Annotated in this window: 27 protein-coding genes; 24 read left to right on the top strand and 3 right to left on the bottom strand. The window is 36.9% G+C overall.

What is annotated here, in order from left to right:
* Window positions 1–454 precede the first annotated feature (454 nt).
* The 4 genes from dnaJ to mtaB are packed head-to-tail and all read left to right on the top strand — an operon-like array spanning window position 455 to window position 4,686.
* Window positions 455–1,570 (top strand): molecular chaperone DnaJ, encoded by a 1,116-nt coding sequence (dnaJ, locus tag MHI57_RS07640; RefSeq protein WP_340975662.1) that lies wholly within the window; start codon window positions 455–457, stop codon window positions 1,568–1,570.
* A gap of 22 nt (window positions 1,571–1,592) precedes the next feature.
* Window positions 1,593–2,531 (top strand): 50S ribosomal protein L11 methyltransferase, encoded by a 939-nt coding sequence (prmA, locus tag MHI57_RS07635; protein ID WP_340975660.1) that lies wholly within the window; start codon window positions 1,593–1,595, stop codon window positions 2,529–2,531.
* 58 nt (window positions 2,532–2,589) lie between these two features.
* Window positions 2,590–3,336, top strand: coding sequence for a 16S rRNA (uracil(1498)-N(3))-methyltransferase (locus tag MHI57_RS07630; protein WP_281202237.1), 747 nt, complete (start codon window positions 2,590–2,592; stop codon window positions 3,334–3,336).
* 6 nt (window positions 3,337–3,342) lie between these two features.
* A complete protein-coding gene (gene mtaB / locus MHI57_RS07625; RefSeq protein ID WP_095372512.1) occupies window positions 3,343–4,686 on the top strand; it encodes a tRNA (N(6)-L-threonylcarbamoyladenosine(37)-C(2))-methylthiotransferase MtaB in 1,344 nt (447 codons plus the stop codon).
* Between the two features lie 162 nt (window positions 4,687–4,848).
* On the opposite strand, the gene MHI57_RS07620 is transcribed toward mtaB, so the two are convergent.
* Both MHI57_RS07620 and MHI57_RS07615 read right to left on the bottom strand, forming a co-directional pair.
* Window positions 4,849–5,277 (bottom strand): hypothetical protein, encoded by a 429-nt coding sequence (locus MHI57_RS07620; RefSeq protein WP_095372513.1) that lies wholly within the window; start codon window positions 5,275–5,277, stop codon window positions 4,849–4,851.
* A gap of 6 nt (window positions 5,278–5,283) precedes the next feature.
* On the bottom strand, window positions 5,284–5,484 hold the full coding sequence (locus MHI57_RS07615) for a helix-turn-helix transcriptional regulator (RefSeq protein ID WP_157733932.1): 201 nt from the start codon (window positions 5,482–5,484) through the stop codon (window positions 5,284–5,286).
* A gap of 296 nt (window positions 5,485–5,780) precedes the next feature.
* On the opposite strand from MHI57_RS07615, the gene deoC reads away from it, so the two are divergent.
* Window positions 5,781–6,452 carry a deoxyribose-phosphate aldolase gene (gene deoC, locus MHI57_RS07610; protein ID WP_095372515.1) on the top strand — a complete coding sequence of 224 codons (672 nt, stop codon included), beginning with the start codon at window positions 5,781–5,783 and terminating at the stop codon, window positions 6,450–6,452.
* An 82-nt stretch (window positions 6,453–6,534) separates the two neighbouring features.
* On the opposite strand, the gene MHI57_RS07605 is transcribed toward deoC, so the two are convergent.
* On the bottom strand, window positions 6,535–7,461 hold the full coding sequence (locus tag MHI57_RS07605; RefSeq protein WP_095372516.1) for a Na/Pi symporter: 927 nt from the start codon (window positions 7,459–7,461) through the stop codon (window positions 6,535–6,537).
* Window positions 7,462–7,690: 229 nt separating this feature from the next.
* Here MHI57_RS07605 and rpsU point away from each other — a divergent pair, with 229 nt between their 5' ends.
* The 19 genes from rpsU (at window position 7,691) to MHI57_RS07510 (ending at window position 25,168) form a co-directional block, all read left to right on the top strand.
* Window positions 7,691–7,864: a 30S ribosomal protein S21 gene (gene rpsU / locus MHI57_RS07600; RefSeq protein ID WP_066201342.1), complete on the top strand. Its 174-nt coding sequence runs from the start codon at window positions 7,691–7,693 to the stop codon at window positions 7,862–7,864.
* A 16-nt stretch (window positions 7,865–7,880) separates the two neighbouring features.
* Window positions 7,881–8,324 carry a GatB/YqeY domain-containing protein gene (locus tag MHI57_RS07595; protein ID WP_095372517.1) on the top strand — a complete coding sequence of 148 codons (444 nt, stop codon included), beginning with the start codon at window positions 7,881–7,883 and terminating at the stop codon, window positions 8,322–8,324.
* A 226-nt stretch (window positions 8,325–8,550) separates the two neighbouring features.
* On the top strand, window positions 8,551–9,867 hold the full coding sequence (locus MHI57_RS07590; protein ID WP_340975651.1) for an NfeD family protein: 1,317 nt from the start codon (window positions 8,551–8,553) through the stop codon (window positions 9,865–9,867).
* A gap of 24 nt (window positions 9,868–9,891) precedes the next feature.
* Complete coding sequence (floA, locus tag MHI57_RS07585) at window positions 9,892–10,887, top strand: flotillin-like protein FloA (RefSeq protein WP_095372519.1); 996 nt, start codon at window positions 9,892–9,894, stop codon at window positions 10,885–10,887.
* A 43-nt stretch (window positions 10,888–10,930) separates the two neighbouring features.
* Window positions 10,931–11,434 carry a hypothetical protein gene (locus tag MHI57_RS07580; protein ID WP_340975648.1) on the top strand — a complete coding sequence of 168 codons (504 nt, stop codon included), beginning with the start codon at window positions 10,931–10,933 and terminating at the stop codon, window positions 11,432–11,434.
* 73 nt (window positions 11,435–11,507) lie between these two features.
* Entirely contained in the window at window positions 11,508–11,792 is a 285-nt protein-coding gene (yqfC, locus tag MHI57_RS07575) for a sporulation protein YqfC (protein WP_095372521.1), read from the top strand.
* A gap of 74 nt (window positions 11,793–11,866) precedes the next feature.
* Window positions 11,867–13,060, top strand: coding sequence for a sporulation protein YqfD (yqfD, locus tag MHI57_RS07570; RefSeq protein ID WP_095372522.1), 1,194 nt, complete (start codon window positions 11,867–11,869; stop codon window positions 13,058–13,060).
* Window positions 13,057–14,019, top strand: a complete 963-nt coding sequence (locus tag MHI57_RS07565) for a PhoH family protein (protein ID WP_095372523.1) — start codon at window positions 13,057–13,059, stop codon at window positions 14,017–14,019. The genes yqfD and MHI57_RS07565 overlap by 4 nt, the downstream gene beginning before the upstream one ends.
* 414 nt (window positions 14,020–14,433) lie before the next feature.
* Entirely contained in the window at window positions 14,434–16,614 is a 2,181-nt protein-coding gene (locus tag MHI57_RS07560; protein WP_095372524.1) for an HD family phosphohydrolase, read from the top strand.
* The gene (gene ybeY / locus MHI57_RS07555; RefSeq protein ID WP_340975640.1) at window positions 16,611–17,081 is read left to right on the top strand and encodes an rRNA maturation RNase YbeY; all 471 of its coding nucleotides are present in this window, start codon (window positions 16,611–16,613) and stop codon (window positions 17,079–17,081) included. Before MHI57_RS07560 ends, ybeY begins: the two co-directional genes overlap by 4 nt.
* Window positions 17,059–17,442: a diacylglycerol kinase family protein gene (locus tag MHI57_RS07550; RefSeq protein ID WP_095372526.1), complete on the top strand. Its 384-nt coding sequence runs from the start codon at window positions 17,059–17,061 to the stop codon at window positions 17,440–17,442. Before ybeY ends, MHI57_RS07550 begins: the two co-directional genes overlap by 23 nt.
* 330 nt (window positions 17,443–17,772) lie before the next feature.
* A complete protein-coding gene (locus MHI57_RS07545; protein WP_224935947.1) occupies window positions 17,773–18,171 on the top strand; it encodes a cytidine deaminase in 399 nt (132 codons plus the stop codon).
* Entirely contained in the window at window positions 18,164–19,075 is a 912-nt protein-coding gene (gene era / locus MHI57_RS07540) for a GTPase Era (protein ID WP_307312867.1), read from the top strand. Before MHI57_RS07545 ends, era begins: the two co-directional genes overlap by 8 nt.
* A gap of 147 nt (window positions 19,076–19,222) precedes the next feature.
* The gene (locus MHI57_RS07535) at window positions 19,223–19,366 is read left to right on the top strand and encodes a YqzL family protein (protein WP_095372529.1); all 144 of its coding nucleotides are present in this window, start codon (window positions 19,223–19,225) and stop codon (window positions 19,364–19,366) included.
* 29 nt (window positions 19,367–19,395) lie between these two features.
* Window positions 19,396–20,151, top strand: coding sequence for a DNA repair protein RecO (recO, locus tag MHI57_RS07530; protein WP_095372530.1), 756 nt, complete (start codon window positions 19,396–19,398; stop codon window positions 20,149–20,151).
* Window positions 20,152–20,523: 372 nt separating this feature from the next.
* Window positions 20,524–21,414 carry a glycine--tRNA ligase subunit alpha gene (glyQ, locus tag MHI57_RS07525; protein ID WP_340975635.1) on the top strand — a complete coding sequence of 297 codons (891 nt, stop codon included), beginning with the start codon at window positions 20,524–20,526 and terminating at the stop codon, window positions 21,412–21,414.
* Complete coding sequence (gene glyS, locus MHI57_RS07520; protein WP_340975633.1) at window positions 21,407–23,479, top strand: glycine--tRNA ligase subunit beta; 2,073 nt, start codon at window positions 21,407–21,409, stop codon at window positions 23,477–23,479. The genes glyQ and glyS overlap by 8 nt, the downstream gene beginning before the upstream one ends.
* Before the next feature lie 216 nt (window positions 23,480–23,695).
* Window positions 23,696–24,316, top strand: coding sequence for a helix-turn-helix transcriptional regulator (locus MHI57_RS07515; protein ID WP_225230375.1), 621 nt, complete (start codon window positions 23,696–23,698; stop codon window positions 24,314–24,316).
* Between the two features lie 33 nt (window positions 24,317–24,349).
* On the top strand, window positions 24,350–25,168 hold the full coding sequence (locus MHI57_RS07510; RefSeq protein ID WP_095372534.1) for a pyruvate, water dikinase regulatory protein: 819 nt from the start codon (window positions 24,350–24,352) through the stop codon (window positions 25,166–25,168).
* The last annotated feature ends 172 nt before the right edge of the window (window positions 25,169–25,340 follow it).

The raw sequence follows: 25,340 nt of genomic DNA, 5'->3' as shown, positions 1-25,340 counted from the left end.
CAATCGTCAGCTTACTTCTTATTTCTAAACTATAAACCACACTTTGTTAATGAAAAGAACATAAAATAGTCATAAAAATCATGTATCCTCACCCGTAGAGGTGAAATAAAGTGGACGAACTGCTTTCGCTTTTTTATGATCTAGCTGCAGGTGCCATCGGCTTGAGGTCATAAGTCAAAGCTGTGTCTATGAGGTAAGAACAACCTCATAGCCAACCTCGCCTTATGCTTGTCGCTCCAGAGCAAGCCGCTTCCGCTTTCTTATTGTCTAGCTGCAGCGGCATGGAGCTCGAGGTCATAAGTCAAAGCTGTCTATGAGGTAAGAACAACCTCATAGCCAACCTCGCCTTATGCTTGTCGCTCCAGAGCAAGCCGCTTCCGCTTTTCTTATTGCCTTTTGGGTTGGTGGGATGATACAATTATTTTTATGTGAAATGGATCGGGGAGTGGTAATCATGGATAAAAGAGATTACTATGAAGTCCTAGGCGTAAGTAAAGGTGCGTCTAAGGATGAAATAAAGAAAGCATACAGAAAATTATCGAAGAAGTATCATCCGGATATTAATAAAGAACCGGGTGCGGATGAAAAGTTTAAAGAAGTGAAAGAAGCTTATGAAGTATTGAGTGATGATCAGAAAAAAGCTCATTACGATCAATTTGGTCATACAGATCCAAACCAAGGTTTTGGTGGTGGCTTCGAAGGCTTTGGTGGCTTTGAAGATATCTTCAGTTCTTTCTTTGGTGGAGGATCAAGAAGAAGAGATCCGAATGCACCGCGCCAAGGTGCTGATTTGCAATATAATATGACGGTATCTTTCGAAGATGCCGCTTTTGGTAAAGATACTGAAATTGAAATTCCACGTGAAGAAACGTGTGAAACATGTAATGGTTCAGGCGCGAAACCTGGGACGAAACCTGAAACGTGTAAACATTGTCATGGTTCCGGTCAATTAAATGTAGAGCAAAATACACCGTTTGGTAAGATTGTCAACCGTCGTGTATGTAATTATTGTAACGGTACAGGCAAAGAGATTAAACATAAATGTTCAACATGTGGTGGCGACGGTAAAGTGAAAAAACGTCGCAAAATCAGTGTGAAAATTCCAGCAGGTATTGATGATGGTCAGCAACTTCGTGTATCTTCTCAAGGGGAACCTGGTGTAAACGGTGGACCAGCAGGTGATTTATATGTTGTTTTCCACGTTCGTGCACATGAGTTCTTTGAGAGGGATGGCGACGATATTTATTGTGAAATGCCAGTTACATTTGTGCAGGCTGCACTTGGGGATGAAGTAGAAGTTCCAACACTTCACGGCAAGGTTAAGCTCAAAGTACCAGCAGGAACACAGACAGGTACAAAGTTCCGTCTAAAAGGAAAAGGTGTAGCTAATGTGAGAGGTTATGGTACTGGTGATCAACATATTATTGTTAGAGTGGTAACACCGACGAAGTTATCAGATAAACAAAGACAGCTATTAAATGAATTTGCAGAAGTGAGTGGCAAAGTACCTCAAGGTGAACAAGAAGATGGGTTTTTCTCAAAAGTAAAGCGTGCCTTTAAGGGTGAATAAGTGAAATGGAGTTGGTAGTAAGATGAAATGGTCAGAGATTAGTGTTCACACGGCGAACGAAGCAGTTGAGCCGATTTCAAATATTCTTCATGAAGCAGGTGCAAGTGGTGTAGTGATTGAAGATCCATTTGAATTGACGAAAGAACGAAGAGATCAATACGGCGAAATCTACCAGCTCGATCCACATGATTATCCAGAGGAAGGCGTAATCGTTAAAGCATATTTACCGATTAATAGCTTTTTAGGCGAAACAGTAGAAGAAATAAAGAATGCCATTAGTAACCTTTTATCGTTTAATATTGATATTGGTAAAAATGAGGTCAGTATTAGTGAAGTGAACGAAGAAGAGTGGGCGACTGCTTGGAAGAAGTACTATCACCCTGTGAAAATCTCTAAACGATTCACGATTGTTCCAACTTGGGAAGAATATACACCAGTAAGTAGTGATGAACTCATTATTGAATTGGATCCAGGAATGGCATTTGGAACAGGAACTCATCCAACAACAGTGATGTGTATTCAAGCACTAGAGCATATTGTTACATCTGGTGATCATATTATCGATGTGGGAACGGGGTCAGGAGTACTCAGTATTGCTGGAGCGATGCTCGGTGCAGAGAATATTACTGCACTCGATTTGGACGAAGTAGCTGTACGTTCAGCGAAAATCAATATCAAGTTAAATAAAGTGCAGGATATTGTTGAAGTCTCTCAAGGTAATCTGTTAGATAATATTACTGTACAAGCTGAAGTAGTAGTCGCCAATATTTTAGCAGAAGTAATTGTAAGTTTTACAGATGATGTCGCGCAAGTGGTGAAACCAGGAGGTCATTTTATTGCTTCTGGCATTATTCAGCAGAAAAAACAGGTTGTCAAAGAGGCGATGATTTCAAGTGGTTTTGACATTGTTGAGACAATTCAAATGGAAGATTGGGTTGCCATTATAGGTAAAAAGCAGTAATGTACTAGGGGGAGTCATGAATTCCCCCTATTTATTCGTTTAGTAAGGGGTTATATATATGCAACGATATTTTGTGAATCATAGAGAAAATGATCATTTTTTTATTACAGGTGATGATTATCACCACATTACCCGCGTAATGAGGATGAATGTAGGTGACGAAATTATTTGTGTAGACCCTGACGGAAAAGCAGCTCAATGTAAACTGGTTAACATTACCTCTGAAGTGGTAGAGTTAGAAGTTGTACAATGGATAGAGAAAAATGTCGAATTACCTGTTGATGTTACCATTGTGAGCGGATTGCCTAAAGGGGATAAGCTCGAATGGATAATACAAAAAGGCACCGAACTTGGCGCCCATCGGTTTATCCCTTTTATGTCAGCTCGTTCCATTGTAAAGTTAGACGAAAAAAAGGCGAATAAAAAGAAAGATCGTTGGCAAAAGATCGCTAAAGAAGCGGCCGAGCAGTCTCATCGCATCATAGTACCACATGTGTATGGACCACAGTCCTTACAGCAGTTACTAGAAATAAGTAAAAATTATGATTATAAATGTGTCGCTTATGAAGAAAGTAGTAAACAAGGTGAATCATCGGCTTTTCACCAAGTACTCAAGGGTATGTCCCGGGGAGACTCTTTATTATTTATTTTTGGGCCAGAAGGTGGCCTGACAGAAAAAGAAATAACGCTTTTAGAGGATGAAGGGTTTATTTCTTGTGGATTAGGACCAAGAATATTAAGAACTGAAACAGCACCTTCCTATGTACTTTCAGCTGTTTCTTATCATTTTGAATTAATGGAGTGAAGATATATGCCATCAGTAGCTTTTCATACACTTGGTTGTAAAGTAAACCATTATGAAACAGAAGCCATCTGGCAATTGTTTAAAGAAGAAGGATACGATCGTGTCGGTTTTGAATCTACCTCTGATGTGTATGTGATTAACACATGTACGGTTACGAATACTGGTGATAAAAAAAGCAGACAAGTCATTCGTAGAGCCATTCGAAAAAATCCGGACGCTGTCATTTGTGTAACAGGATGCTATGCCCAAACATCACCGGCAGAAATCATGGCCATCCCAGGTGTGGATGTTGTCGTTGGAACACAAGACAGGAAGAAAATGTTAGGGTATATTGAGCAATATAAAAGTGAACGTCAACCGATTAATGGTGTCGGAAATATTATGAAAAATCGGGTTTACGAGGAACTAGATGTTCCGGCCTTTACAGATAGGACGCGTGCTTCATTAAAAATACAAGAAGGTTGTAATAACTTCTGCACTTTTTGTATCATTCCTTGGGCTCGTGGCTTAATGAGATCTAGAGACCCCAAAGAAGTGATTCATCAAGCGCAACAATTAGTGGAGGCTGGTTACAAAGAAATTGTCTTAACCGGGATACATACTGGCGGTTATGGCGAGGATCTTAAGGATTATAATCTAGCTATGCTACTAAAGGATTTAGAAGAACAGGTTAAAGGCATTAAACGGATTCGTATATCCTCTATTGAGGCGAGTCAAATTACGGATGAAGTGATTGAAGTAATTAGAAACTCTAAGGTTGTTGTCCGTCATCTGCATATTCCGATTCAATCAGGATCGGACACAGTATTAAAAAGAATGCGTCGAAAGTATACGATGGCGTTTTTCGCTGAACGTATTGAGCGCTTAAAAGAAGCCTTACCTGGTTTAGCAGTTACTTCAGATGTCATTGTCGGTTTTCCTGGTGAAACAGAAGAAGAATTTATGGAGACGTATGATTTTATTAAAAAACATAAATTCTCAGAGCTTCATGTTTTTCCTTATTCAAGTAGAACAGGCACACCAGCAGCACGAATGACTGATCAAATTGATGAAGAAGTTAAGAATGAAAGAGTTCATCGCTTAATTCATTTATCTGATCAACTAGCGAAAGAGTACGCAAGTCGCTTTGAAGATGAAGTACTCGAGATCATCCCTGAAGAAAAATACAAAGATGCGCCAGACGGGAATTTGTATGTAGGCTATACGGATAATTACTTAAAAGTGATTGTGCCTGCAACAGAAGAGATGGTAGGTAAATTAGTCAAAGTGAAGATAACAAAAGCAGGTTATCCATATAACGAAGGGCAATTTATTCGTGTCATGGATGAGATGAAAGAAAAAGCAGTATAAACGATTAGAGCTGACCGTTCATTGACCGGTCAGCTTTTTTTACTGCATTTTTATTCCGTAAGAAAAATAGTCGGAGTAAGGTAAATGGTGAATCTAGGAAAACGAATGAAACCCTAAGTAATTCTTTATTTTAGTGATCCCTTAATAGGTTATTTTTCAATTTTATTCGGATTCTTTATCTTGTCGATTTTTTCTTAAGTAATAGATATAAATGATTGGAATTAGGCCACAAATAAATAGAATAGCACCCACAATTACTCCATTCATGATAGAAAATCCTTGTGTGAGAGATACAAAAAAACCAACAACTGTTGTAATCAAAATAAGAATTACTAATGAAATAATTAGACTTTTCCGGGGGTTTATCTTATTATCTTCATGGTCTGCACTAATACTCATTGATAAATAGGCTGAAACAACTGCGGTTATTATAAATACTGTCCATAGTGGGTTTTTTCTCATTTCATCTAACCCACCTGTAACTAAGTCATAACCTAAAATTCCAAGAATTCCAATGGTCTGGATGATAAATGCAATACGTATATTTTTTAAATTTTGTAGAACTAAACGTTCATCTGTGATTTTTTTCATATATTATCAGCCTCCTTTTTCTATCCAAAATACTTCATCTAAAGTTTTATTAACTGCGTAACATATATCCAGACATAACTTGAGAGAAGGGTTATACTTACCCTTCTCAATTAAACTGATGGTTTGGCGAGTAACACCTATCTTTTCTGCAAGTTGTTGTTGTGTTAAATCTACTTGTATACGAGAAATCTTAACCTTATTATCCAAATATTGTATCACTCCTTTTATAAACGTAACATATATTTTACATTTTTCAATATATATATTACATGAATAATAGCTTTTCAATATAAGGATAATAAAAGTCCTGGGAATAAATAATGTCCTTAACATCTTGTAAAACAGTCTTATTATCTTTTGGAACCTAAATTAAAACAGTTTTTCTCATTTTACTAAAGAGAATCTCGATATTTCATTCATAAAATGATATGATAACAGAGGTACGGACAACTAGCAGAAGAATTAAGTATAAAAGCATTTTATAAAAAAAGGAGAGTTCATTGATGACAAATAATATAGCAAAAATGATTGATCATACATTATTGAAGGCTGATGCAACGGTTGAGCAAATTAATACTTTATGTAACGAGGCAAAAGAGAACGGTTTTGCTTCTGTATGTGTAAATCCAACATGGGTTTCACAAGCGGCTAAACTTTTACAGGGATCAGATGTGGCTGTTTGTACAGTCATTGGCTTCCCTTTAGGTGCATCGGATAAAGAAGTTAAATCTTTTGAAACAACACAAGCCATCAAACAAGGGGCCACAGAAGTTGATATGGTTATTAATATTGGCGCACTTAAAAGTGGGAAATTAGAAGTTGTGGAGGAGGATATCCGTGCAGTTGTGGAAGCGGCAGATGGTAAGGCTTTAACAAAAGTGATTATCGAAACTAGTTTGTTAACAGATGCTGAAAAAGTAATTGCATGTCAATTGGCTGTTAAAGCAGGAGCGGATTACGTTAAAACATCAACTGGTTTCTCAACGGGTGGCGCGACTGTTGCTGACGTGAAATTAATGAGAGAAACGGTAGGTCCCGATATTGGCGTCAAAGCTTCTGGTGGAGTGAGAAGTGCAGAAGATGCACAAGCAGTTATTGATGCTGGTGCGACTAGAATCGGTGCAAGCTCAGGCATTGCTATCGTAAATGGATTAACAAGTACAACAGATTATTAATCTAGTTGTTGAAAGAGAGGCGGACATTCTGAATGTTCGTCTCTCTTTTTAACTGTGGTGTATATTAGCACAACGATATTCACTACTTTTTACGGTCATGTAGGCGAATAATCAAGTCACTAAAAGGTTTGGCAAAAGGTAGAACGAGAAGTGAAGTAATGACATTAAAAAGGACACCAACATGAGCAAGTTGCCTATCAATTTGGTCTGCTGAACCAATACCGAAATTTGTTAGCAGCTCAATAAAAGGATAGAAGAGAAGAACACCTATAATATTCAACCAAATGTGAGCATAGGCAGTTAACTTTGCTTCTCTACGTCCACCGATACTGGCGAGATATGCGTCAGCGCATGTGCCGATGTTGGAACCAAGCATAATAGCAATCGCTGTACTAAGGTCCATCCCACCTGCTGTTAAAAATCCCATTAGAATACCTGTAGTGGCAGTGCTTGACTGGATAATCGCAGTAAGAACAATACCGGTTATTACGGCTAATAATAGACTTTGATCTAATGTAATAAGAAAATCTTTTACCCATGGGGTTTCTTTAATGGTAAAAGCTAAATGTTCAAACCCCCTCATAGCAGCAAATACGCAAGCAATACCCATTAATCCAATGCCGATACTCTGAAAGGATCGCCTCCTGATGAATGCACATAACATGCCGATTATAGCAATCGGTAAAATAAAAGATTCTATATCGAAAGTAATTAACTCCGTTGTGATAGTGGTGCCAATGTTTGTCCCTAAAATAATACCAATCGTTTGGCGGAAAGTAAGTAAGTGTACGGCAACTAAACCAATGGTAATAATCATAACTGCGGAGCTACTCTGCATAATAGCAGTTAAGATAATGCCAACCATCATCCCTTTAAGAGGTGTATTTGTAAACTTAGTTAACCAGCGTTTAGTTGAATCTGCTGATAAATAGAATAGCCCTTTCCGCAATAAAGTCATGCCAAAAATAAAAACAGCAATCATTATTATAAAAATGAGTAATGAAGTCATGCTTTGTCCCTCCTAGGAAAGCATATGGTGAAAAATTGAGGGACATGCATAGGAAGAATCAAAAAATTAAATAATAAAAATAAATAAGACAAACGTACATTTATCTTTAAACAGCGAAAGACTAGGTGAAATACAGTTGACCTCACACCGCTGTTATATTATAATTGCAAAGTACATGGTATTCCATGTTGACATGTAAGTGTGTTGTGCTCGGAGGGAGGGAAAGAGAATGTCTAAAACCGTCGTTCGTAAAAACGAATCGCTTGAAGATGCTCTTCGTCGCTTCAAACGTTCAGTATCAAAAACTGGTACTTTGCAAGAAGCAAGAAAGCGCGAATTCTACGAAAAACCAAGTATCAAACGTAAGAAAAAGTCTGAAGCTGCAAGAAAGCGCAAGTTTTAAGAGAGGGTGTATGTAAGTGAGTCTTCTCGAGCGTTTAAATGAAGATATGAAACAAGCGATGAGGAACAAAGAAAAAGATAAGTTAACTGTGATTCGGATGATCAAAGCTTCATTGCAAAATGAGGCGATCAAGGAAGGAAAAGATCTTACCGAGGATCAGGAACTTACTGTCCTTTCTCGCGAAGTAAAGCAACGCAAGGATTCCCTCCATGAATTTGACAAGGCAGGTCGTGAAGATCTAGTTGAAAAAATTCGTACTGAATTACAGTACGTAGAGTTATATATGCCTGAGCAGCTCTCTGATGAAGAGGTATCTGCTATCGTCAAACAAACCATTGCCGATACAGGCGCTACATCGAAAGCTGAAATGGGTAAAGTGATGTCAGCCATTATGCCAAAGCTAAAAGGTAAGGCAGACGGTGCACTTATTAATAAACTTGTACAACAACACCTTTCATAAAAAGATGTACGGAAAGACCGGAGCTTTCGAGCTTACGGTCTTTTTATTTTGTCTAAAAGATGCCATACTAGTAGTAAGGTTTCTTTTATATATATTACATAGTCACACTTTTTTACTTTATGTAATTATAAATAATCAAAATAAGAAAAGAAAAATGAAACCTTTTCACGCGTCAGCCGTATAACTATCATAGGTATTTCTGTAAAAGGGGGGAGGGGAGAAGAGAATGAGAAAAGCGACAATCATCCTTTCATTTTTATGGGCATTTTTCGTAATGATGACACCGATCAGCAAGGCTGATAACGAGGTTGTGTATGTCGTACCAATAGAAGATACTGTTGAAAAAGGATTGCATGCTTTTATCAATAGAGCGGTGACTACAGCTGAAGAAAATCAAGCAAGTGCGATTATTTTCGAAGTAAACACGCCTGGCGGTGAAGTAGAAGCAGCTAAGGAAATTGGCAGAGTATTAACATCTACAAATATTAAAACGATTTCATTTGTAAATAAACAAGCATTGTCAGCTGGTGCGTATATTTCATTAAACATGGATGAGATTTATATGACGCCCGGGGCTACAATGGGATCGGCGGCGATTATCGACCAAGAAGGCAACACAGCTAACAAAAAAGCAGTTTCATCATGGTTATCTGCTATGACTGCAGCTGCTGAACAAAGTGGGAGAGATCCAGAGATTGCTCAAGCAATGGCAGATGATTCAATCGATCTACCTGAATTAGGTGCACCAAAAGGAAAGCTATTGACATTAACTGCTAGTCAAGCAGACGAGGTAGAATATTCAGAAGGAACATTTGCTACGCAAGCAGAGCTTTTAGAACATTTAGGTTATGAAGATGCAGAAGTAAGGTCTATCGAGGAAAGTTTTTCTGAGAAATTGGCTAGATTCATTACACATCCAATCATCGTGCCTATTCTTCTTTCTATAGGAAGCATTGGATTATTGCTAGAGCTCTATTCTCCTGGTTTTGGTATTCCAGGTATAATGGGACTCACAGCTCTTGGTTTATTTTTCTATGGTCATATGGTTGCTGGATTTGCCGGGTATGAATCACTCATTGTATTTATTATTGGAATTGGGTTAATTATCGCAGAGTTTTTCCTCCCAGGTGGTATCGCCGGTGTGTTGGGGATTGCTGCAGTAATTGGGAGTTTATTCATGGCTGGGGCTGATGTGCAACAAATGGCAACCTCCATTATGATTGCGGCTATATTATCTATTGCGGTTTCTATTCTAATGGTAAAGGTGTTTGGTAAAAAAATGAAATTTTTCAAAAAACTAATTTTAAGCGATTCTACAAATACTGAAAGAGGATACATCTCAAATAAATCCCGTTCAGAGCTAATTGGAAAACAAGGTTATGCTTTATCAGGGTTACGTCCATCAGGAACGATTGTCATTGAAAATGAAAGAATTGATGTCGTTAGTGAAGGTGGATTTATTAAAAAAGATGCAAAAGTGGAAGTCATAAAAGCAGAGGGCTCGAGAGTAGTCGTCCGTGAATTAACAAATTTAGATAAATAACCAAGTATTTTAGGAGGTAATTGAATGGAACCTATTTCTATTATGACGATCGTAATTGTGGTATTAGCAATTATTGCTCTTGCCATACTTTTCACATTCGTACCAGTTATGCTGTGGATCTCAGCATTAGCAGCAGGTGTTAAGGTAAGTATTTTCACCCTTATTGGAATGAGATTAAGACGAGTAATTCCAAGCCGCGTAATTAATCCATTAATTAAAGCACATAAAGCAGGATTAGAAGTTCATACCAATCAACTTGAAAGTCATTATTTGGCAGGTGGTAATGTAGATAGAGTAGTGAATGCTTTAATTGCAGCGCATCGTGCCAATATGGAATTAAGTTTTGAAAGAAGTGCGGCGATTGACCTAGCTGGTCGTGATGTACTTGAAGCAGTTCAAATGAGTGTTAATCCAAAAGTAATTGAAACACCATTTATTTCTGGTGTAGCGATTAATGGTATCGAAGTGAAAGCAAAAGCAAAAATTACTGTAAGAGCCAATATTGACCGACTAGTCGGGGGTGCTGGAGAAGAAACAATCATTGCCCGTGTTGGTGAGGGGATTGTCTCTACAATTGGTTCATCTACAAGACATACAGAAGTATTGGAAAACCCAGACATGATCTCTCAAACTGTCCTTGCTAAAGGGTTAGATGCTGGTACAGCATTTGAAATTCTATCCATTGATATAGCTGATGTGGACATCGGTAAAAACATTGGTGCAGAATTGCAAACAGAGCAAGCGGAAGCTGATAAAAATATTGCCCAAGCCAAAGCGGAAGAACGTCGTGCAATGGCTGTTGCCAAAGAGCAAGAGATGAAAGCGAAAGTAGAAGAGATGAGAGCGAAAGTTGTGGAAGCAGAATCTCAAGTTCCTTTAGCGATGGCAGATGCATTAAAAAGTGGCAATATTGGCGTGATGGATTATATGAATATCCAAAATATTGAAGCTGATACAGAAATGAGAGACTCGATTAGTAAAGTATCAGATGACTCAAAACAAGGGCCGAAGAAAGATTGAATGTCCTAATCGGACTCACCTCTAGAGGGGAGTGTTGTATCTCATGATTGATTTTTTGTTGGAAAATCCTTTATTATTGGTTTTTCTTATCGGGATCATTACTTCCTTATTTGGTAAGAAAGTAAATGACCAGCAGTCAGACAAACAGAAGCAGCCACGTGGAAAGTCTGTCGAAGAGCAAGAAGAAGCTAGGCGTCAGATGATGGATGCAGAGAAACAAGAAGAAGGGCCACCTGTTTATGATCGCAACGAAGAGAAGTTAAAACGCTACGCGAAGGCTACTATGCAAGAAGCTGGTGTAGAAGTATCGGATCGTAAAAAAGAAGCAGAAGAGCGACTGGCTGATTTAAGAAAACAAAAAGAAGAAGCGCAAAAACGAGCAAGTGCCTTCCTTTCAGCAACAAAAAATAAAAATGTGGCCAATAACAATGTAGATCAACCTAGTTTGAGAGTCTCTAATAAACAATTAGTTGACGCGGTTGTTTGGTCAGAAATTCTCGGACAACCGAGATCAAGGAACCCACATCGAACGATGAAAAGAAAATAAAATTTGCTGTTGAATTCAGTGCTAGAACCATCCTTTCTCTCATACATATGAGATGAAAGGGGGTTCTTTTTTTATGGCAAAAAAATGGGGAGAACGACTAAGAAGCTGGATGACGAAAAATATGGAACTTCCTCAAGATGTCATGATGGATTTGCCCCGCATTACTATGATTGGACAAATTCATATTTATATTGAGAACCACCGCGGTTTACTTGGTTTTTCAGATAAAGAAGTAAGGTTGTTATTAGAGCATGGTCAACTGCTCATTAAAGGGAATAACTTTGTTATTAAAACAATTATGCCTGAAGAAATCTTATTGCAAGGAACAATTGATCAAGTTCTTTTTGTAGCTGAGTAAATTTGATGTGGGAAGGGTCGCTATTCTATTACAAGGTTAGCGATTTCCACCTGCTCAAATATGAGGAGGATAAGATGAAAAATCAATGGCTCTTTTTTTTAAAAGGAATCGTCACAGTTAGGACAAGCGGTAGAGGAAGTGAAAGATTTTTAAATACTTTAACGAGAGCTGGTGTATCCATTTGGAATGTTAAAGCCCATGGAAGCCAAGTGCTTACATTTCAAATGAAATTAGATGATTTACCGACTTTAAGACAATATGCAAGAAGTGCCGACTGCAAATTTGAGTTTGTCGGCCGCAAAGGATTGCCCTTCATGAAAAAGCGTATGCTAAGGAATAGTGGATTCTTATTAGGGGCAATAGCTTTCTTAGTTGTAGTTATTTTGTTGTCAAACATGGTATGGGGGATCGAAATTAAAGGAGCAAATCCAGCAACAGAATATAAGATGGAAAAAGAGTTAGAGAAAATTGGTGTAAAAAAAGGGAAGCTACAATTCTTTATAGATACACCTGAAGGTATACAACGGTATTTAACAGAAAATGTGAATGAAATTACTTGGGTCGGTGTGGAGTTGAAAGGGACAACCTATCATCTTCAAGTGGTAGAAAAAAATGAACCAAAGAAAACAGAGTTATTAAGTCCGCAGCATTTAGTGGCAAAGAAAAAAGGAACCATTATCGGTATGTTTATTGAAGAGGGAGAAGCAAAGGCGAAAATTAATGACTTTGTAAAACCAGGTCAATTATTAGTTTCAGGCCTAATTGGAAATGATGAAAGAAAGAAGATAGTGCCTGCCAAAGGGGAAGTATTAGCGGAAACGTGGTATAAAGCGAATGTAGCTTATCCATTAGAGAAAAAGTCCAAAGTATACACTGGTGATCAAAAAGTGAAAAATATATTGGAGCTTGGATCATTAAAGATTCCTTTTTGGGGCTTTGGAAATATAGGTTTTGACCACTATGTAAAGGAAGAGGACAAGCGGCAAGTTAAATTTCTAAAATGGGAGTTACCGATTGCAGTTACAAAAAACATCTACAGAGAAGCAGAAGAGATGACACAAGTTTATACAGAAAAAGAGGCGATTGTAGAAGCGAAGAAATTAGCTAGAAGTAAAATTAAAAAGCAGCTAGATGAAGATGCTACCATTAAAGGGGAAAATGTTTTGCACCAAACGATAGAGAATGGTAAAGTTAAATTATCAATACATTTCCAAATTATTGAGAATATTGCTGAGGAACAACCAATAATCCAAGGAGATAAAGAATGACAGAAGATTTAAAGACATTAAATGTACAATTTGAAAACCCAAATGAAGCCATTGCCCTCTTAGGTAATGGTGACACAAATATTAAACTAATTGAACAACAGTTATCGGTATCAATTGTAACAAGAGGCGAATCTGTTTATGTATCAGGTGAGAAAGAAACTGTGGCCATTGCAGGTGACGTAATTGAGCAACTTCTTTACGTTATTAGAAAAGGTATTCAAATTAGTGGTAGGGATATTATTTACGCATTAGAGATGGCAAGGAAGGGTACACTAGAATATTTCAAAGAACTTTATGAAGAAGAAATAATGAAAAATGCAAAAGGTAAATCGATTCGAGTTAAAACCTTAGGTCAGCGCCAATATATTATGGCTATGAGACAGAAAGATTTAGTTTTTGGTATTGGTCCTGCAGGAACGGGAAAAACCTACTTAGCTGTTGTAATGGCAGTGAATGCCCTTAAGAATGGACAAGTGAAAAAAATTATTCTTACTCGTCCAGCTGTAGAAGCAGGAGAGAGTTTAGGGTTTTTACCAGGTGACTTAAAGGAAAAGGTCGATCCGTATTTACGTCCTTTGTATGATGCGCTTCATGATATACTTGGAGCAGAGCATACAGAAAGGTTAATTGAAAGAGGAACAATTGAAATTGCCCCACTTGCTTATATGAGGGGACGTACGTTAGATGATGCTTATGTTATTTTAGATGAAGCGCAAAACGCAACACAAGCGCAAATGAAAATGTTCTTAACACGTTTAGGTTTTGGATCAAAAATGGTTATTACTGGTGACAAAAGCCAAATCGACCTTCCTCGTGGGGCTAGATCGGGACTCGTGGTAAGTGAACAAATATTAAATGGTGTTTCTGGAATTGGTTTTATTCATTTAGAACAAAGTGACGTTGTCAGACACCCGCTTGTTGCAAAAATCATTCAAGCATACGAAGAAAATGCTGAATAAATGGCTGTTTTAGCAACACAATCAGGAACAAATTCTGCTTTTTGAATCAGAGTTTGTTCTTTTTTATCGTGAACTATATATGATCCGACATTATGATTATTTTAATGATACATATCTTATTAAAATAATCATAAATGGGAAGAACTTGTAAGGTGAAATGCTTAAGCCAAAAGTGGGGTATGTGACGATATGTAAAGGAATAATACTCGCTCTTTCTTGATTTCTGCTGACAATCTCTCGAGCTAGGAGTGATTGTTATTTGGAGTATATGGAAGAATAGGGTAAGATAAGGATGATTACATATTGTCATCAATTAAAAATATTAGTGTAATTTTGAAAAAAAACTGTTATGATTTTACATAATTAAGGAAGAAAAGAATTTCTCAGAGATACTTAGGATTGGAGGTCTCGTTAATGGATAAACTCCATCACTACATACATAAAATTAGAAATTTATTAAAAATGACATTTGTGAGGGTTTTGCTCTTTGTTCTACTTGGAATCATTATGTACGCAACAATGTTTTCAAATGTACGGCCAGAGAAATTGGAATTAAGTCTTTTTTCTGTAGCAGAGCAAACGATTCGTTCGCCGGTTACGATTGAAGACAAAGAAAGTACCGAAAAGAAAAAGAAAGAAGCTGAAAACCAGGTTGAGGACGTTTATGTTGTAAAAAAAGAAATTGCACAAAACCGAGTGGATCTCATAACATCAATTTTTGATACCGTTTCTGCAGTAAATGAAGAAGCAGCGGAGGAAAACGAGCAAGCTTCAGAAAAGGCGAAAGAAAGTGAAAAGGATGAAAAACCAAAGCTTGTTAGTCTTGATGAGAAACTTGAGCGCACAAAATCACAATTAACAGAAGAAGTAACGAAGGAAATCTCAGATAGCGTATTGAGAACGTTATTAGAAGCCAGCCCTAATCAATTATCAATTGCAAAAGATGTTACAATTACAGAGATTAATCACGTTATGCAACAAAGGATCCCTGCTGATGGGGTAGAGAATGCTAAAAAACGTGTGCAAGATCAAATTAGCTTAACATCACTCAACAATACTTTAAAAACTGCGATGGTGGAGCTTGGTAGGTATGCTATTTACCAGAATGAATTTTACGCTCCGGAGGAAACGCAAGAGAAACGACAAACAGCTGTTGAATCTGTTGAACCAGTCAAAATATTACAAGGGCAAATACTTGTTGAGCAAAATCAACTCATAAGTAGGGAAGTCTATCGTCAACTTGAACTAGTAGGCATGTTAGATAATGAGAATTCTATCCAACCATTTATTGGACTAGCGCTAGTTGTTCTCATCATTCTAGCAGCCACATATTATTATTTTTATGAGCTTGATAAGCCACAAGAAGTAAAGCAAAATTTCTTATTAGTCTATAGTATTGTTTTCATCATTTCCTTACTACTAATGAAGGGGATTAGCTATATACAGGCATTTGAGTATTCTGATATACTCTATATATTTCCTGCTGCAATGGGTTCGATGTTGATTAAAATACTTATTAGTGAAAAACTTGCCCTTTATTATTCAGTAATTATTGCTATTTGTGGCTCCCTTATCTTTAATGGGTCTATTACTGGAAGTTTTCATGTGACTGCTGCCATTTATATAACTTGCAGTGGAATAGCGGGCGTATTATTTTTAAGTAAACAAAACCAACGATCAAAAATTTTACAAGCTGGCTTACTTGTTTCCGTTGTAAATATTCTAGTGATTTTAGCACTGCTATTGCTAAGAAATGGTCAAGTGGATCTTGTAGAGTACAGTTTTTATATGGTTTCTGGATTTATATCAGCCATTTCCGCAGCTGTTTTAACAATCGGGTTCTTGCCATTTTTTGAGGCAGGCTTCGGTATTCTTTCTGCAATGAAGCTAATAGAGCTATCGAGCCCTAATCATCCGCTCTTAAGAAAGATTTTAACAGAGGCGCCTGGAACATATCACCATAGTGTAATGGTTGCTAATCTGTCAGACTCTGCCTGTGAAGCTATTGGTGCCAATGGACTTCTAGCGAGAGTTGGTTGCTATTATCACGACATAGGGAAGACAAAAAGGCCACAATTCTTTATCGAAAACCAAATAAACATAGACAACCCACATGATAAGCTGCCGCCATTGACGAGTAAAAATATTATTATTGCACATGCGCAAGATGGTGCTGATTTGTTAAGAAAGCATAAAATGCCAAAAGAAATTATTGACATTGCTGAACAACATCATGGCACGACTTTACTTAAATTCTTTTACTACAAAGCAAAAGAAAGTGGAGTTGAAGTGAAAGAGGAGGATTTTCGCTATCCTGGTCCAAAGGCACAAACAAAGGAATCGGCTGTGATCGGTATAGCTGATAGCGTTGAGGCAGCTGTGCGCTCTATGTCTCATCCTACTCCAGAACAAATTGATGGTCTTATTCGTAAAATCATTGCTGACCGACTGCAAGATGGGCAGTTAAACGAATGTGATTTAACATTAAAAGAGTTAGAGGTTGTAGCAAAATCATTTAATGAAACATTGAATGGTATTTTCCATTCACGAATTGAATATCCAGAAATGACGAATCAGAAGGTGACACAAGCATGACATTACACATTGACTTTATTGATGAAACAGAAGGACTTACAGAAATGCAAACAAGAGAGATTGAAAACCTTCTACAATTTGCAGCTGTAAAAGAAGTGGTTGAAGAAGATACGGAGATTTCTATTACGTTTGTTGAAAATGAGCGCATACAAGAAATCAATCGTGAATATAGAAATAAAGACAAGGCTACAGATGTGATTTCATTTGCAATGGAAGAAATGGGGGAAGGGGAAATCCCTCTTATCGGAGAAGGGTTGCCTCGCATGTTAGGCGATATTATCATCTCTATTCCTAAAGCAGTGGAACAAGCAGAAGAGTATGGACATAGTTTTATGAGAGAATTAGGGTTTTTATCTGTACATGGTTTCCTACATTTACTTGGATATGACCATGAAACAACCGAGGAGGAGAAAATAATGTTTACTCGGCAAAAGGAAATTTTAGATGAATTCGGATTACAGAGATAAAAATTCACGTAAAAAACAATCATTAGTCTCGTCATTTTATTTTGCATTTATCGGGGTCATTACCGCTTTAAAAGCGGAACGAAACTTGAAAATCCACTTTGTGATGACAGTACTAGTCATTTTTTTCGGTATTATTTTTGAATTGACTAAAACAGAATGGCTGTTGATAAGTTTTGCAATAGCTGGGATGATTGCACTTGAGTTAATGAATACAGCTATAGAGCGTGTCGTTGATCTTGTGACAACAGAGCAGCATCCTTTGGCGAAGCAAGCAAAAGATATTGCAGCTGGAGCAGTTCTTATTTATGCCGTTTTAACCGTGATCATTGGCCTTTCTATTTTTTTACCAAAGATCCTTTAAGTGTATAGCCGCAATTGCGGTTATATGCTTTTTTTGTTTTTTAAAACCATTTGCTTTATTTGTTTTAAATAAGTACAAGATAGTATAAAAATTAGTTTGATTCATGAAAAATAGATTTTCATTTTCTTGATTTCAGTGAAATGAAGATAAAACCGTTTGTATAGTAAGCATGATTAAGCTAAAATGACAGAGCATAAGAAATTTATTAAATGGGCTTATTTACTGAAAATTCAATTATTTTATTACAAAATGACAACAACCCATGATTTTACAAAAAAAATAGTGTAAAATAAAAGAAGGCAATCGGCCATTTCAGAAAGGAAGAAACAATTGAACATTGATAAACTAATCGAAGAAGCGAAAATAGCAAGGGACCGGGCATATGTACCGTATTCAAAATTTAAAGTTGGTGCTGCACTTTTGGCAGTAGATGGTACAGTTTTCCACGGATGTAATATAGAGAATGCCGCATATAGTATGTGTAATTGTGCCGAAAGAACGGCGCTTTTTAAAGCATATTCTGATGGCGTAACAGAATTTAAAATGTTAGCAGTTGTTGCAGATACAGACAGACCTGTATCACCATGTGGCGCGTGCAGGCAGGTAATCTCTGAATTATGTTCAAAAGAGATGCCGGTGGTTCTAACAAACTTAAACGGAGATACACAACAATTAACAGTAGAGCAACTATTACCAGGAGCTTTTTCATCGGAGGATTTACATGAATAATCAACAAGGACATCAATCAGGGTTTATTTCCATTATCGGCAGACCAAATGTAGGAAAGTCTACACTACTTAACCGTGTCATTGGACAAAAAATTGCGATTATGAGCGATAAACCACAAACAACAAGAAACAAAGTACAAGGTGTGCTCACAACAAATGATGCACAGTATATTTTTATCGATACACCAGGAATTCATAAGCCTAAGCATAAATTAGGCGATTTTATGATGAAAGTTGCACAAAATACGCTAAAAGAAGTCGATGCCATTATATTTATGGTGAATGCTGAAGAAGGGTTTGGCAGAGGGGAAGAATTCATTATAGAAAAGTTCCAATCAGTCAAAACACCTGTTTTTCTTGTCATCAATAAAATTGACAAAATTCACCCAGATGCACTATTGTCTGTCATTGAATCTTATAAAGAGAAATATAACTTCTGTGAAATTGTGCCGATATCCGCTTTAGAAGGAAATAATGTTGATCGCCTTCTAGAGCAGCTTAAGGAATATTTACCAGAGGGGCCGCAATACTATCCTGCTGATCAAGTAACAGATCATCCGGAGAGGTTTATTATTTCCGAATTGATACGAGAAAAGGCTTTACATTTAACCCGAGAAGAGATTCCTCACTCATTAGCGGTTGTAATTGATAAGATTGAGCGGCAAGAAAAGAAGGATATCATTCATGTCATGGCTACGATTATTGTAGAAAGAGATTCTCAAAAGGGTATTGTTATTGGTAAACAAGGGAAAATGCTCAAAGAGGTCGGACAACGAGCAAGAGTAGATATAGAAAATCTCATGGGAAGTAAGGTTTTCCTCGAATTATGGGTGAAAGTTCAAAAAGATTGGCGTAACAAAATGACCCAGTTAAGAGACTTTGGATTTAGGGAAGATGAATATTAAACCTGTCAACATAGGTTATTGGTGAAATCAAAGAATTATGCATCCATTTAATTAACAATTTTTTCGTCTTATGATTTTCAGAAGACAGGCTATGATAAGAGTATAGATTTAATTGCTAGTAAAAACACAATAAAGGTGGGGTTATCTATGAAAGATTTTACCTGGAAAGTGTTTTCCCAAACAGGTAATATTGACACATATCTTCTTTTTAAAGAAATTGAAAAAGATTACCATGATATACCCGTAGAACAAGATGAAGAACTAGCAGAATTTGATTTTCCGATTTCATAGGTTGTCATCGTATAAGGATGGTGACATCGATGCTTGAAAAATGTGAAGGCATTGTCATTAGAACAGTCAATTATGGCGAAACAAATAAAATTGTCACACTCTTTACAAGAGAGTGGGGAAAGGTTGGTGTGATGGCACGCGGCGCAAAAAAGCCAAATAGTCGGCTTGCTGCTGTCACCCAGCCTTTTACTTATGGCACTTACTTAATACAAAGAAGCAGAGGGCTTGGGACCCTTCAACAAGGTGAAATTTCACTTTCGATGCGGAGCATAAAAGAAGATATTTTCCTTACAGCTTATGTAAGTTACATAGTAGACTTACTGGATAAAGGAACGGAAGAGAAGAAGCCTAATCCTTATCTTTTCGAACTTGTATTTAGATGCATACAAGCAATTGATGAAGGATATGATGCTGAGATTCTAACACATATTTTTGAAATGAAAATGCTCGGCTTATTTGGCTTATATCCTGAGCTTAATCATTGTGCCGTCTGTCAACGAACGGAAGGAACATTTGCTTTTTCTATTAGCCAAAATGGCTTCATTTGTCATCATTGTTTGGATAAAGATCCTTATCATTTAAAGCTTTCTCCTGCTACCGTTAGGTTACTTCGCATTTTTTATTACATGGACTTGTCAAGGCTTGGGAATATATCTGTAAAAGAACAAACCAAACTTGAATTGAAAAAGGTAATAGAAACATACTATGATGAGTATGCAGGCTTGCAATTAAAAACAAAAAGGTTTTTAAATCAAATGAACAATATGAAGGGTTTCATGCAATAATAAGTAAAAGTAAGCTATTGACTTTCGAAAGAAATTCAGCTATTATTTCATTAAATTATAGCTATGTTTAGCAATGAAGGAGAAAAGTACTTCACTCCCTCTATACAAGCGACTCTAGGAGAGTGTGAGCTAGGGAATAGAAAGTGAACGAAGGGCGCTCTGGAGCAACAGGTGAAGTAAAAGAGGCTACGTAAAAGTAAGTAGCAAATAGGGTGGAACCGCGGGTTAACTCTCGTCCCTATGTCTTAATTAAAGGCATAGAGACGAGAGTTTTTTATGCTTTTAAAAGAAAAAATACTTGTCGAAAAGCAAGTGTTTATCTAATGTAGATACCGGTCTTTGGTGACTGAAAAGGAAAGAAAGAGGTGGCTTATGAATATTCAAAATATGATTTTAACGTTGCAAAAGCATTGGTCAGATCAAGGATGTATCTTGATGCAAGCTTATGATACTGAAAAAGGTGCGGGTACAATGAGCCCGTATACATTTTTAAGAGCGATTGGACCTGAACCGTGGAACGTTGCTTATGTAGAGCCTTCTAGAAGACCAGCAGACGGCAGATATGGTGAAAATCCAAACCGTCTCTATCAGCATCATCAATTCCAAGTAATAATGAAGCCTTCACCAGATAATATCCAAGAGCTTTATTTAGCTTCTTTAGAAGCATTAGGTATTGATCCGTTAAAGCATGATATCCGCTTTGTTGAAGATAATTGGGAAAACCCGTCTTTAGGCTGTGCTGGACTCGGTTGGGAAGTATGGCTTGATGGTATGGAAATTACGCAATTTACTTACTTCCAACAAGTCGGAGGATTAGAGTGTAAGCCTGTTTCTGTTGAGATTACATATGGTATTGAAAGGCTTGCCTCTTATATTCAAGATAAGGAAAATGTATTTGAATTAGAATGGACAGAAGGTTTTACTGTCAGAGATATTTTTGGGCAACCCGAATATGAGCATTCAAAGTATACATTCGAAACTTCAGATGTAGATATGTTATTTAATCTCTTTAATATTTTTGAAAAAGAAGCTCATCGCCAAATGGAGGTAGGACTCGTTCATCCTGCATATGATTATGTTCTTAAGTGTTCGCACACATTCAACTTATTAGATGCAAGAGGAGCGATTTCTGTCACTGAGAGAACGGGCTATATTGGTCGATGTCGTACACTTGCTCGAAAAATTGCTAAAACCTTTTATGAAGAACGTGAGAAATTAGGATTTCCGATGATACAAGAAAAGGAGGGGGAAGACCATGAGTAAACAAGATCTCCTATTAGAAATTGGCTTAGAAGAAATGCCAGCCCGTTTTGTAACAGATAGCATGAACCAATTATCGGATAAAGTAAAGGCTTGGTTAGTAGAAAAAGGTATTCAATTTTCAGGGATGAAAGCATACTCTACGCCTAGAAGATTAGCTGTACTTGTAGAAGATGTTGAGGAAGCACAGGAAGATGTCCATGAAGAAGCAAAAGGCCCGGCAAAAAAAATTGCACTGAATGACCAAGGTGAGTGGACAAAAGCAGCGATTGGCTTTAGTAGAGGTCAAGGAGCGACGCCTGATGATATTTTCTTTAAAGAAATTAAAGGTGTGGAATATGCACATGTTAAAACCTTTACTAAAGGACAAGAAACGCAGAAATTACTTCCTGAATTAAAAGAGCTCATTCTTTCTATGCATTTCCCAAAGAATATGAAATGGGCAGACAAAGAAATGCGCTTCATTAGACCAATTAAATGGTTAGTGGCAATGTTCGGTGAAAAGGTGGTTCCTTTTGAAATAACAGATGTACAAACAGGTAATACATCTAGAGGGCATCGTTTTTTAGGAAAAGATGTTATTATTACGAATCCTAAATCATACGAAAAAGCTCTGCTTGCAGAATATGTGATTGTAGATGCTGTGGAAAGAAAAGAAGCCATTCGTAAGCAAATCGATAAATTAGAAGAAGAACAAAATTGGCTCGTCCCAATTGATGAAGACTTACTTGAAGAAGTAAATAACTTAGTAGAGTATCCTACTGCTTTATTCGGCAGTTTTGAAGAGGAGTATTTATCATTACCAGAGGAAGTGCTTGTGACTTCGATGAAAGAACATCAGCGTTATTTTCCTGTTAAATCGAAAAGTGGAGACTTATTGCCTCAATTTATAACAGTGAGAAATGGTGGCCACGAACATTTGGATAATGTCGCTCGAGGAAATGAAAAAGTGCTACGAGCAAGATTATCAGATGCAGCATTTTTCTATAATGAAGACCAAAAAACATCCATTGAAACTTCTTTGAAAAAATTAGAAAAAATCGTTTATCATGAAGAAATTGGAACGATGTCTGAGAAAGTAGGACGTGTACGAGCATTAACGAATCATATCGCTCAATTATTATCACTTTCATCAGAGGATAAAAAAGTAGCAGACAGGGCTGCAGAAATTTGTAAGTTTGACCTTGTGACACAAATGGTTTATGAATTTCCAGAACTTCAAGGGTTCATGGGTGAGAAATATGCCTTGCAAAAAGGAGAAGATGCTGTAGTAGCTCAGGCTATTAATGAACATTATATGCCAAGAAACGCACATGATTCTACTGCAAAATCTGTCCCTGGAGCGATTTTATCTATTGCAGAAAAATTAGATACGATTGTTTCTTGTTTTGCAATCGGGATTATTCCAAGTGGTTCACAAGACCCGTATGCGCTAAGAAGACAAGCGACTGGAATCGTTCAAACATTGTTGAATATGAATTGGGAGATTTCGTTTGAGGAGTTAATTAATCAAGCTATCCACCTTACAGAAAATGCTGGCATTAATAAGCAAGAGAATGAGAAAATAAAAGAAGAGTTAATAGCCTTTTTCCGCTTAAGAATAAAGTATATATTACAAGAAAAAGCCATTCGATATGATTTAATTGATGCTGTGTTAGGCAGTGCATTAACATCGGTCCCAGCGATTATTGAAAGGGCGAAAGTTCTTCATTCAAACAAGGATAATGACAGTTTCAAGGGTGAAATAGAAGCATTAAGTAGGGTCTTGAATATCGCTCAAAAAGCAGAAAGTATGGAAGATGTTCAAATAGAGCTATTTGAGAATGAAGATGAGCATAAGCTATATAATAAATACATTGAAGTAAGAAATAACCTTGATGAAACAACGAATGCAGAGGTTTATTTTAACTATCTTATATCATTAAAACCAGAAATTGATATGTATTTTGAACATACAATGGTAATGGCTGAAGATCCAAAAGTGAAAGCGAATCGTTTAAGCTTTATGGCCCATTTAGCAACGATGATACAATCGTTTGCACAAATGAATCATATACTTGTGAAATGATTTAAATGGAAAGAACCGTTAAATGCTGCCATATGGTTCTTTCCACCCTTTCTCATTTACTTCAACAAGCAAATTCTTTTCATTTCTGAGAAATAGTATATAATAATTATATAAAAGTATAACCTTATTGCTCGTTCATAATTTGCTTATTTGGGGAAACGTCTACATATGCATAGGTTTACTTAGAAGACGCTCCAACTCAAGGTGGTGAGATCAATGGAACTCAATAAACGGCAGGAAAAAATATTAGAAATAGTGAAAGATAATGGTCCAATTACAGGGGAACATATCGCTGATCAATTACATTTAACAAGAGCTACGCTTCGTCCGGATTTAGCTATTTTAACAATGGCTGGCTATTTAGACGCAAGACCAAGAGTAGGATATTTCTATACAGGAAAAACGGGTGCTCAACTTTTAACTGAGAATATGAAAAAGTTATTTGTGAAGGATTATCAATCAATTCCAGTTGTTATTAGTGAAAATACTTCAGTTTATGATGCCATTGTCACAATGTTTTTAGAGGATGTTGGCACATTATTTGTAGTTGACAAGGACTCTTTACTTGTAGGTGTATTATCTAGAAAAGATTTGTTACGAGCCAGTATCGGAAAGCAAGAGCTCGGCGCACTACCAGTAAATATCATTATGACGAGGATGCCAAATATCACAATGTGTAAGAAAGAAGACTTACTTATTGATGTAGCGCAACAACTCATTGATAAGCAAATTGATGGTATGCCCGTTGTGAAGGAAGCTGATAAAGGCTTTGAGGTTATTGGAAGAATAACAAAAACTAATTTAACAAAAGCATTTGTTGCACTAGCGGGTGAATAAGTAAAGCTCAAATAAGGAGTTGATTATGCTAGTATGGGTAATATGCCAATTATTTATGTAGTTTCTGATTCTGTTGGTGAAACGGCTGAGCTTGTCATAAAGGCGGCTGCAAGTCAGTTCAATAATGGGGATGTAAGAATTAAACGTTTTCCATACGTCGAGGAACAAGCTCATATCGATGAAGTGGTCGCTTTAGCTAAACTCGACAAAGGATTCATAGCATATACGTTAGTGAAGCCACATATACGTAATTATATGCTTGAAACAGCTAAAAAAGAAAATATCTTCGCCTACGATATTATCGGGCCGATAATGGATCAAATTCAAAATAATTATGGAAATGAACCATTGTATGAACCGGGTGTAGTGAGGAAATTAGATGATGATTACTTCAAGAAGATAGAAGCAATTGAATTTGCCGTTAAATATGATGATGGTAGAGATCCTAGGGGGATTTTAAAGGCTGATATCGTTTTAATAGGGGTCTCTCGGACATCGAAAACACCATTATCACAATATTTAGCTCATAAAAGGTTAAAAGTGGCGAACGTGCCGCTTGTACCAGAAGTCGACCCTCCTGAAGAGTTATTCCTCGTACCAAAAGAGAAGTGTTTTGGTTTGAAGATTAGCCCGGAAAAATTAAATCATATTAGAAGAGAAAGGCTTATTTCTTTAGGACTTAGTGATAGCGCAAGTTATGCAAATATAGAAAGAATTAAAGATGAGATTTCATATTTTGATCGCATTGTAAATCAGATAGGTTGTTCAGTGATTGATGTAACAAACAAAGCGGTTGAAGAAACAGCAAATCTTGTACTAGATCATTATCGTAAAAATCTTTTAAAGGATTAGCACATAATGTAATTGATTATGTGCCTTTTCTTTGTACATTCCAGATTAAAATGTATGCCATTGCCATTTTGCTGCATAAATAGGCTAGCGCTAGTAGAAACATTCTATATAAAACATATGTCTGGAAATTATCTATTTTATATATTATAATAAAAAATCGTGATAAAAAATG

The sequence above is a fragment of the Cytobacillus sp. FSL K6-0129 genome (genome assembly GCF_038007625.1).
Lineage (GTDB): Bacteria > Bacillota > Bacilli > Bacillales > Cytobacillaceae > Cytobacillus > Cytobacillus kochii.
This window is presented reverse-complemented; position numbering and strand designations above follow the sequence as displayed.

Excerpts from the sequence above, each read along its gene's own strand:
- ybeY (WP_340975640.1), top strand. The coding sequence starts at position 16,611 with ATGACATTACACATTGACTTTATTGATGAAACAGAAGGACTTACAGAA.
- era (WP_307312867.1), top strand. The coding sequence starts at position 18,164 with ATGAATAATCAACAAGGACATCAATCAGGGTTTATTTCCATTATCGGC.
- MHI57_RS07550 (WP_095372526.1), top strand. The coding sequence starts at position 17,059 with ATGAATTCGGATTACAGAGATAAAAATTCACGTAAAAAACAATCATTA.
- glyS (WP_340975633.1), top strand. The coding sequence starts at position 21,407 with ATGAGTAAACAAGATCTCCTATTAGAAATTGGCTTAGAAGAAATGCCA.
- MHI57_RS07510 (WP_095372534.1), top strand. The coding sequence starts at position 24,350 with ATGGGTAATATGCCAATTATTTATGTAGTTTCTGATTCTGTTGGTGAA.
- MHI57_RS07515 (WP_225230375.1), top strand. The coding sequence starts at position 23,696 with ATGGAACTCAATAAACGGCAGGAAAAAATATTAGAAATAGTGAAAGAT.
- dnaJ (WP_340975662.1), top strand. The coding sequence starts at position 455 with ATGGATAAAAGAGATTACTATGAAGTCCTAGGCGTAAGTAAAGGTGCG.
- recO (WP_095372530.1), top strand. The coding sequence starts at position 19,396 with ATGCTTGAAAAATGTGAAGGCATTGTCATTAGAACAGTCAATTATGGC.
- yqfD (WP_095372522.1), top strand. The coding sequence starts at position 11,867 with ATGAAAAATCAATGGCTCTTTTTTTTAAAAGGAATCGTCACAGTTAGG.
- MHI57_RS07580 (WP_340975648.1), top strand. The coding sequence starts at position 10,931 with ATGATTGATTTTTTGTTGGAAAATCCTTTATTATTGGTTTTTCTTATC.
- yqfC (WP_095372521.1), top strand. The coding sequence starts at position 11,508 with ATGGCAAAAAAATGGGGAGAACGACTAAGAAGCTGGATGACGAAAAAT.
- floA (WP_095372519.1), top strand. The coding sequence starts at position 9,892 with ATGGAACCTATTTCTATTATGACGATCGTAATTGTGGTATTAGCAATT.
- MHI57_RS07535 (WP_095372529.1), top strand. The coding sequence starts at position 19,223 with ATGAAAGATTTTACCTGGAAAGTGTTTTCCCAAACAGGTAATATTGAC.
- mtaB (WP_095372512.1), top strand. The coding sequence starts at position 3,343 with ATGCCATCAGTAGCTTTTCATACACTTGGTTGTAAAGTAAACCATTAT.
- MHI57_RS07620 (WP_095372513.1), bottom strand. The coding sequence starts at position 5,277 with ATGAAAAAAATCACAGATGAACGTTTAGTTCTACAAAATTTAAAAAAT.
- MHI57_RS07590 (WP_340975651.1), top strand. The coding sequence starts at position 8,551 with ATGAGAAAAGCGACAATCATCCTTTCATTTTTATGGGCATTTTTCGTA.
- MHI57_RS07565 (WP_095372523.1), top strand. The coding sequence starts at position 13,057 with ATGACAGAAGATTTAAAGACATTAAATGTACAATTTGAAAACCCAAAT.
- MHI57_RS07630 (WP_281202237.1), top strand. The coding sequence starts at position 2,590 with ATGCAACGATATTTTGTGAATCATAGAGAAAATGATCATTTTTTTATT.
- rpsU (WP_066201342.1), top strand. The coding sequence starts at position 7,691 with ATGTCTAAAACCGTCGTTCGTAAAAACGAATCGCTTGAAGATGCTCTT.
- deoC (WP_095372515.1), top strand. The coding sequence starts at position 5,781 with ATGACAAATAATATAGCAAAAATGATTGATCATACATTATTGAAGGCT.
- MHI57_RS07560 (WP_095372524.1), top strand. The coding sequence starts at position 14,434 with ATGGATAAACTCCATCACTACATACATAAAATTAGAAATTTATTAAAA.
- MHI57_RS07605 (WP_095372516.1), bottom strand. The coding sequence starts at position 7,461 with ATGACTTCATTACTCATTTTTATAATAATGATTGCTGTTTTTATTTTT.
- prmA (WP_340975660.1), top strand. The coding sequence starts at position 1,593 with ATGAAATGGTCAGAGATTAGTGTTCACACGGCGAACGAAGCAGTTGAG.
- glyQ (WP_340975635.1), top strand. The coding sequence starts at position 20,524 with ATGAATATTCAAAATATGATTTTAACGTTGCAAAAGCATTGGTCAGAT.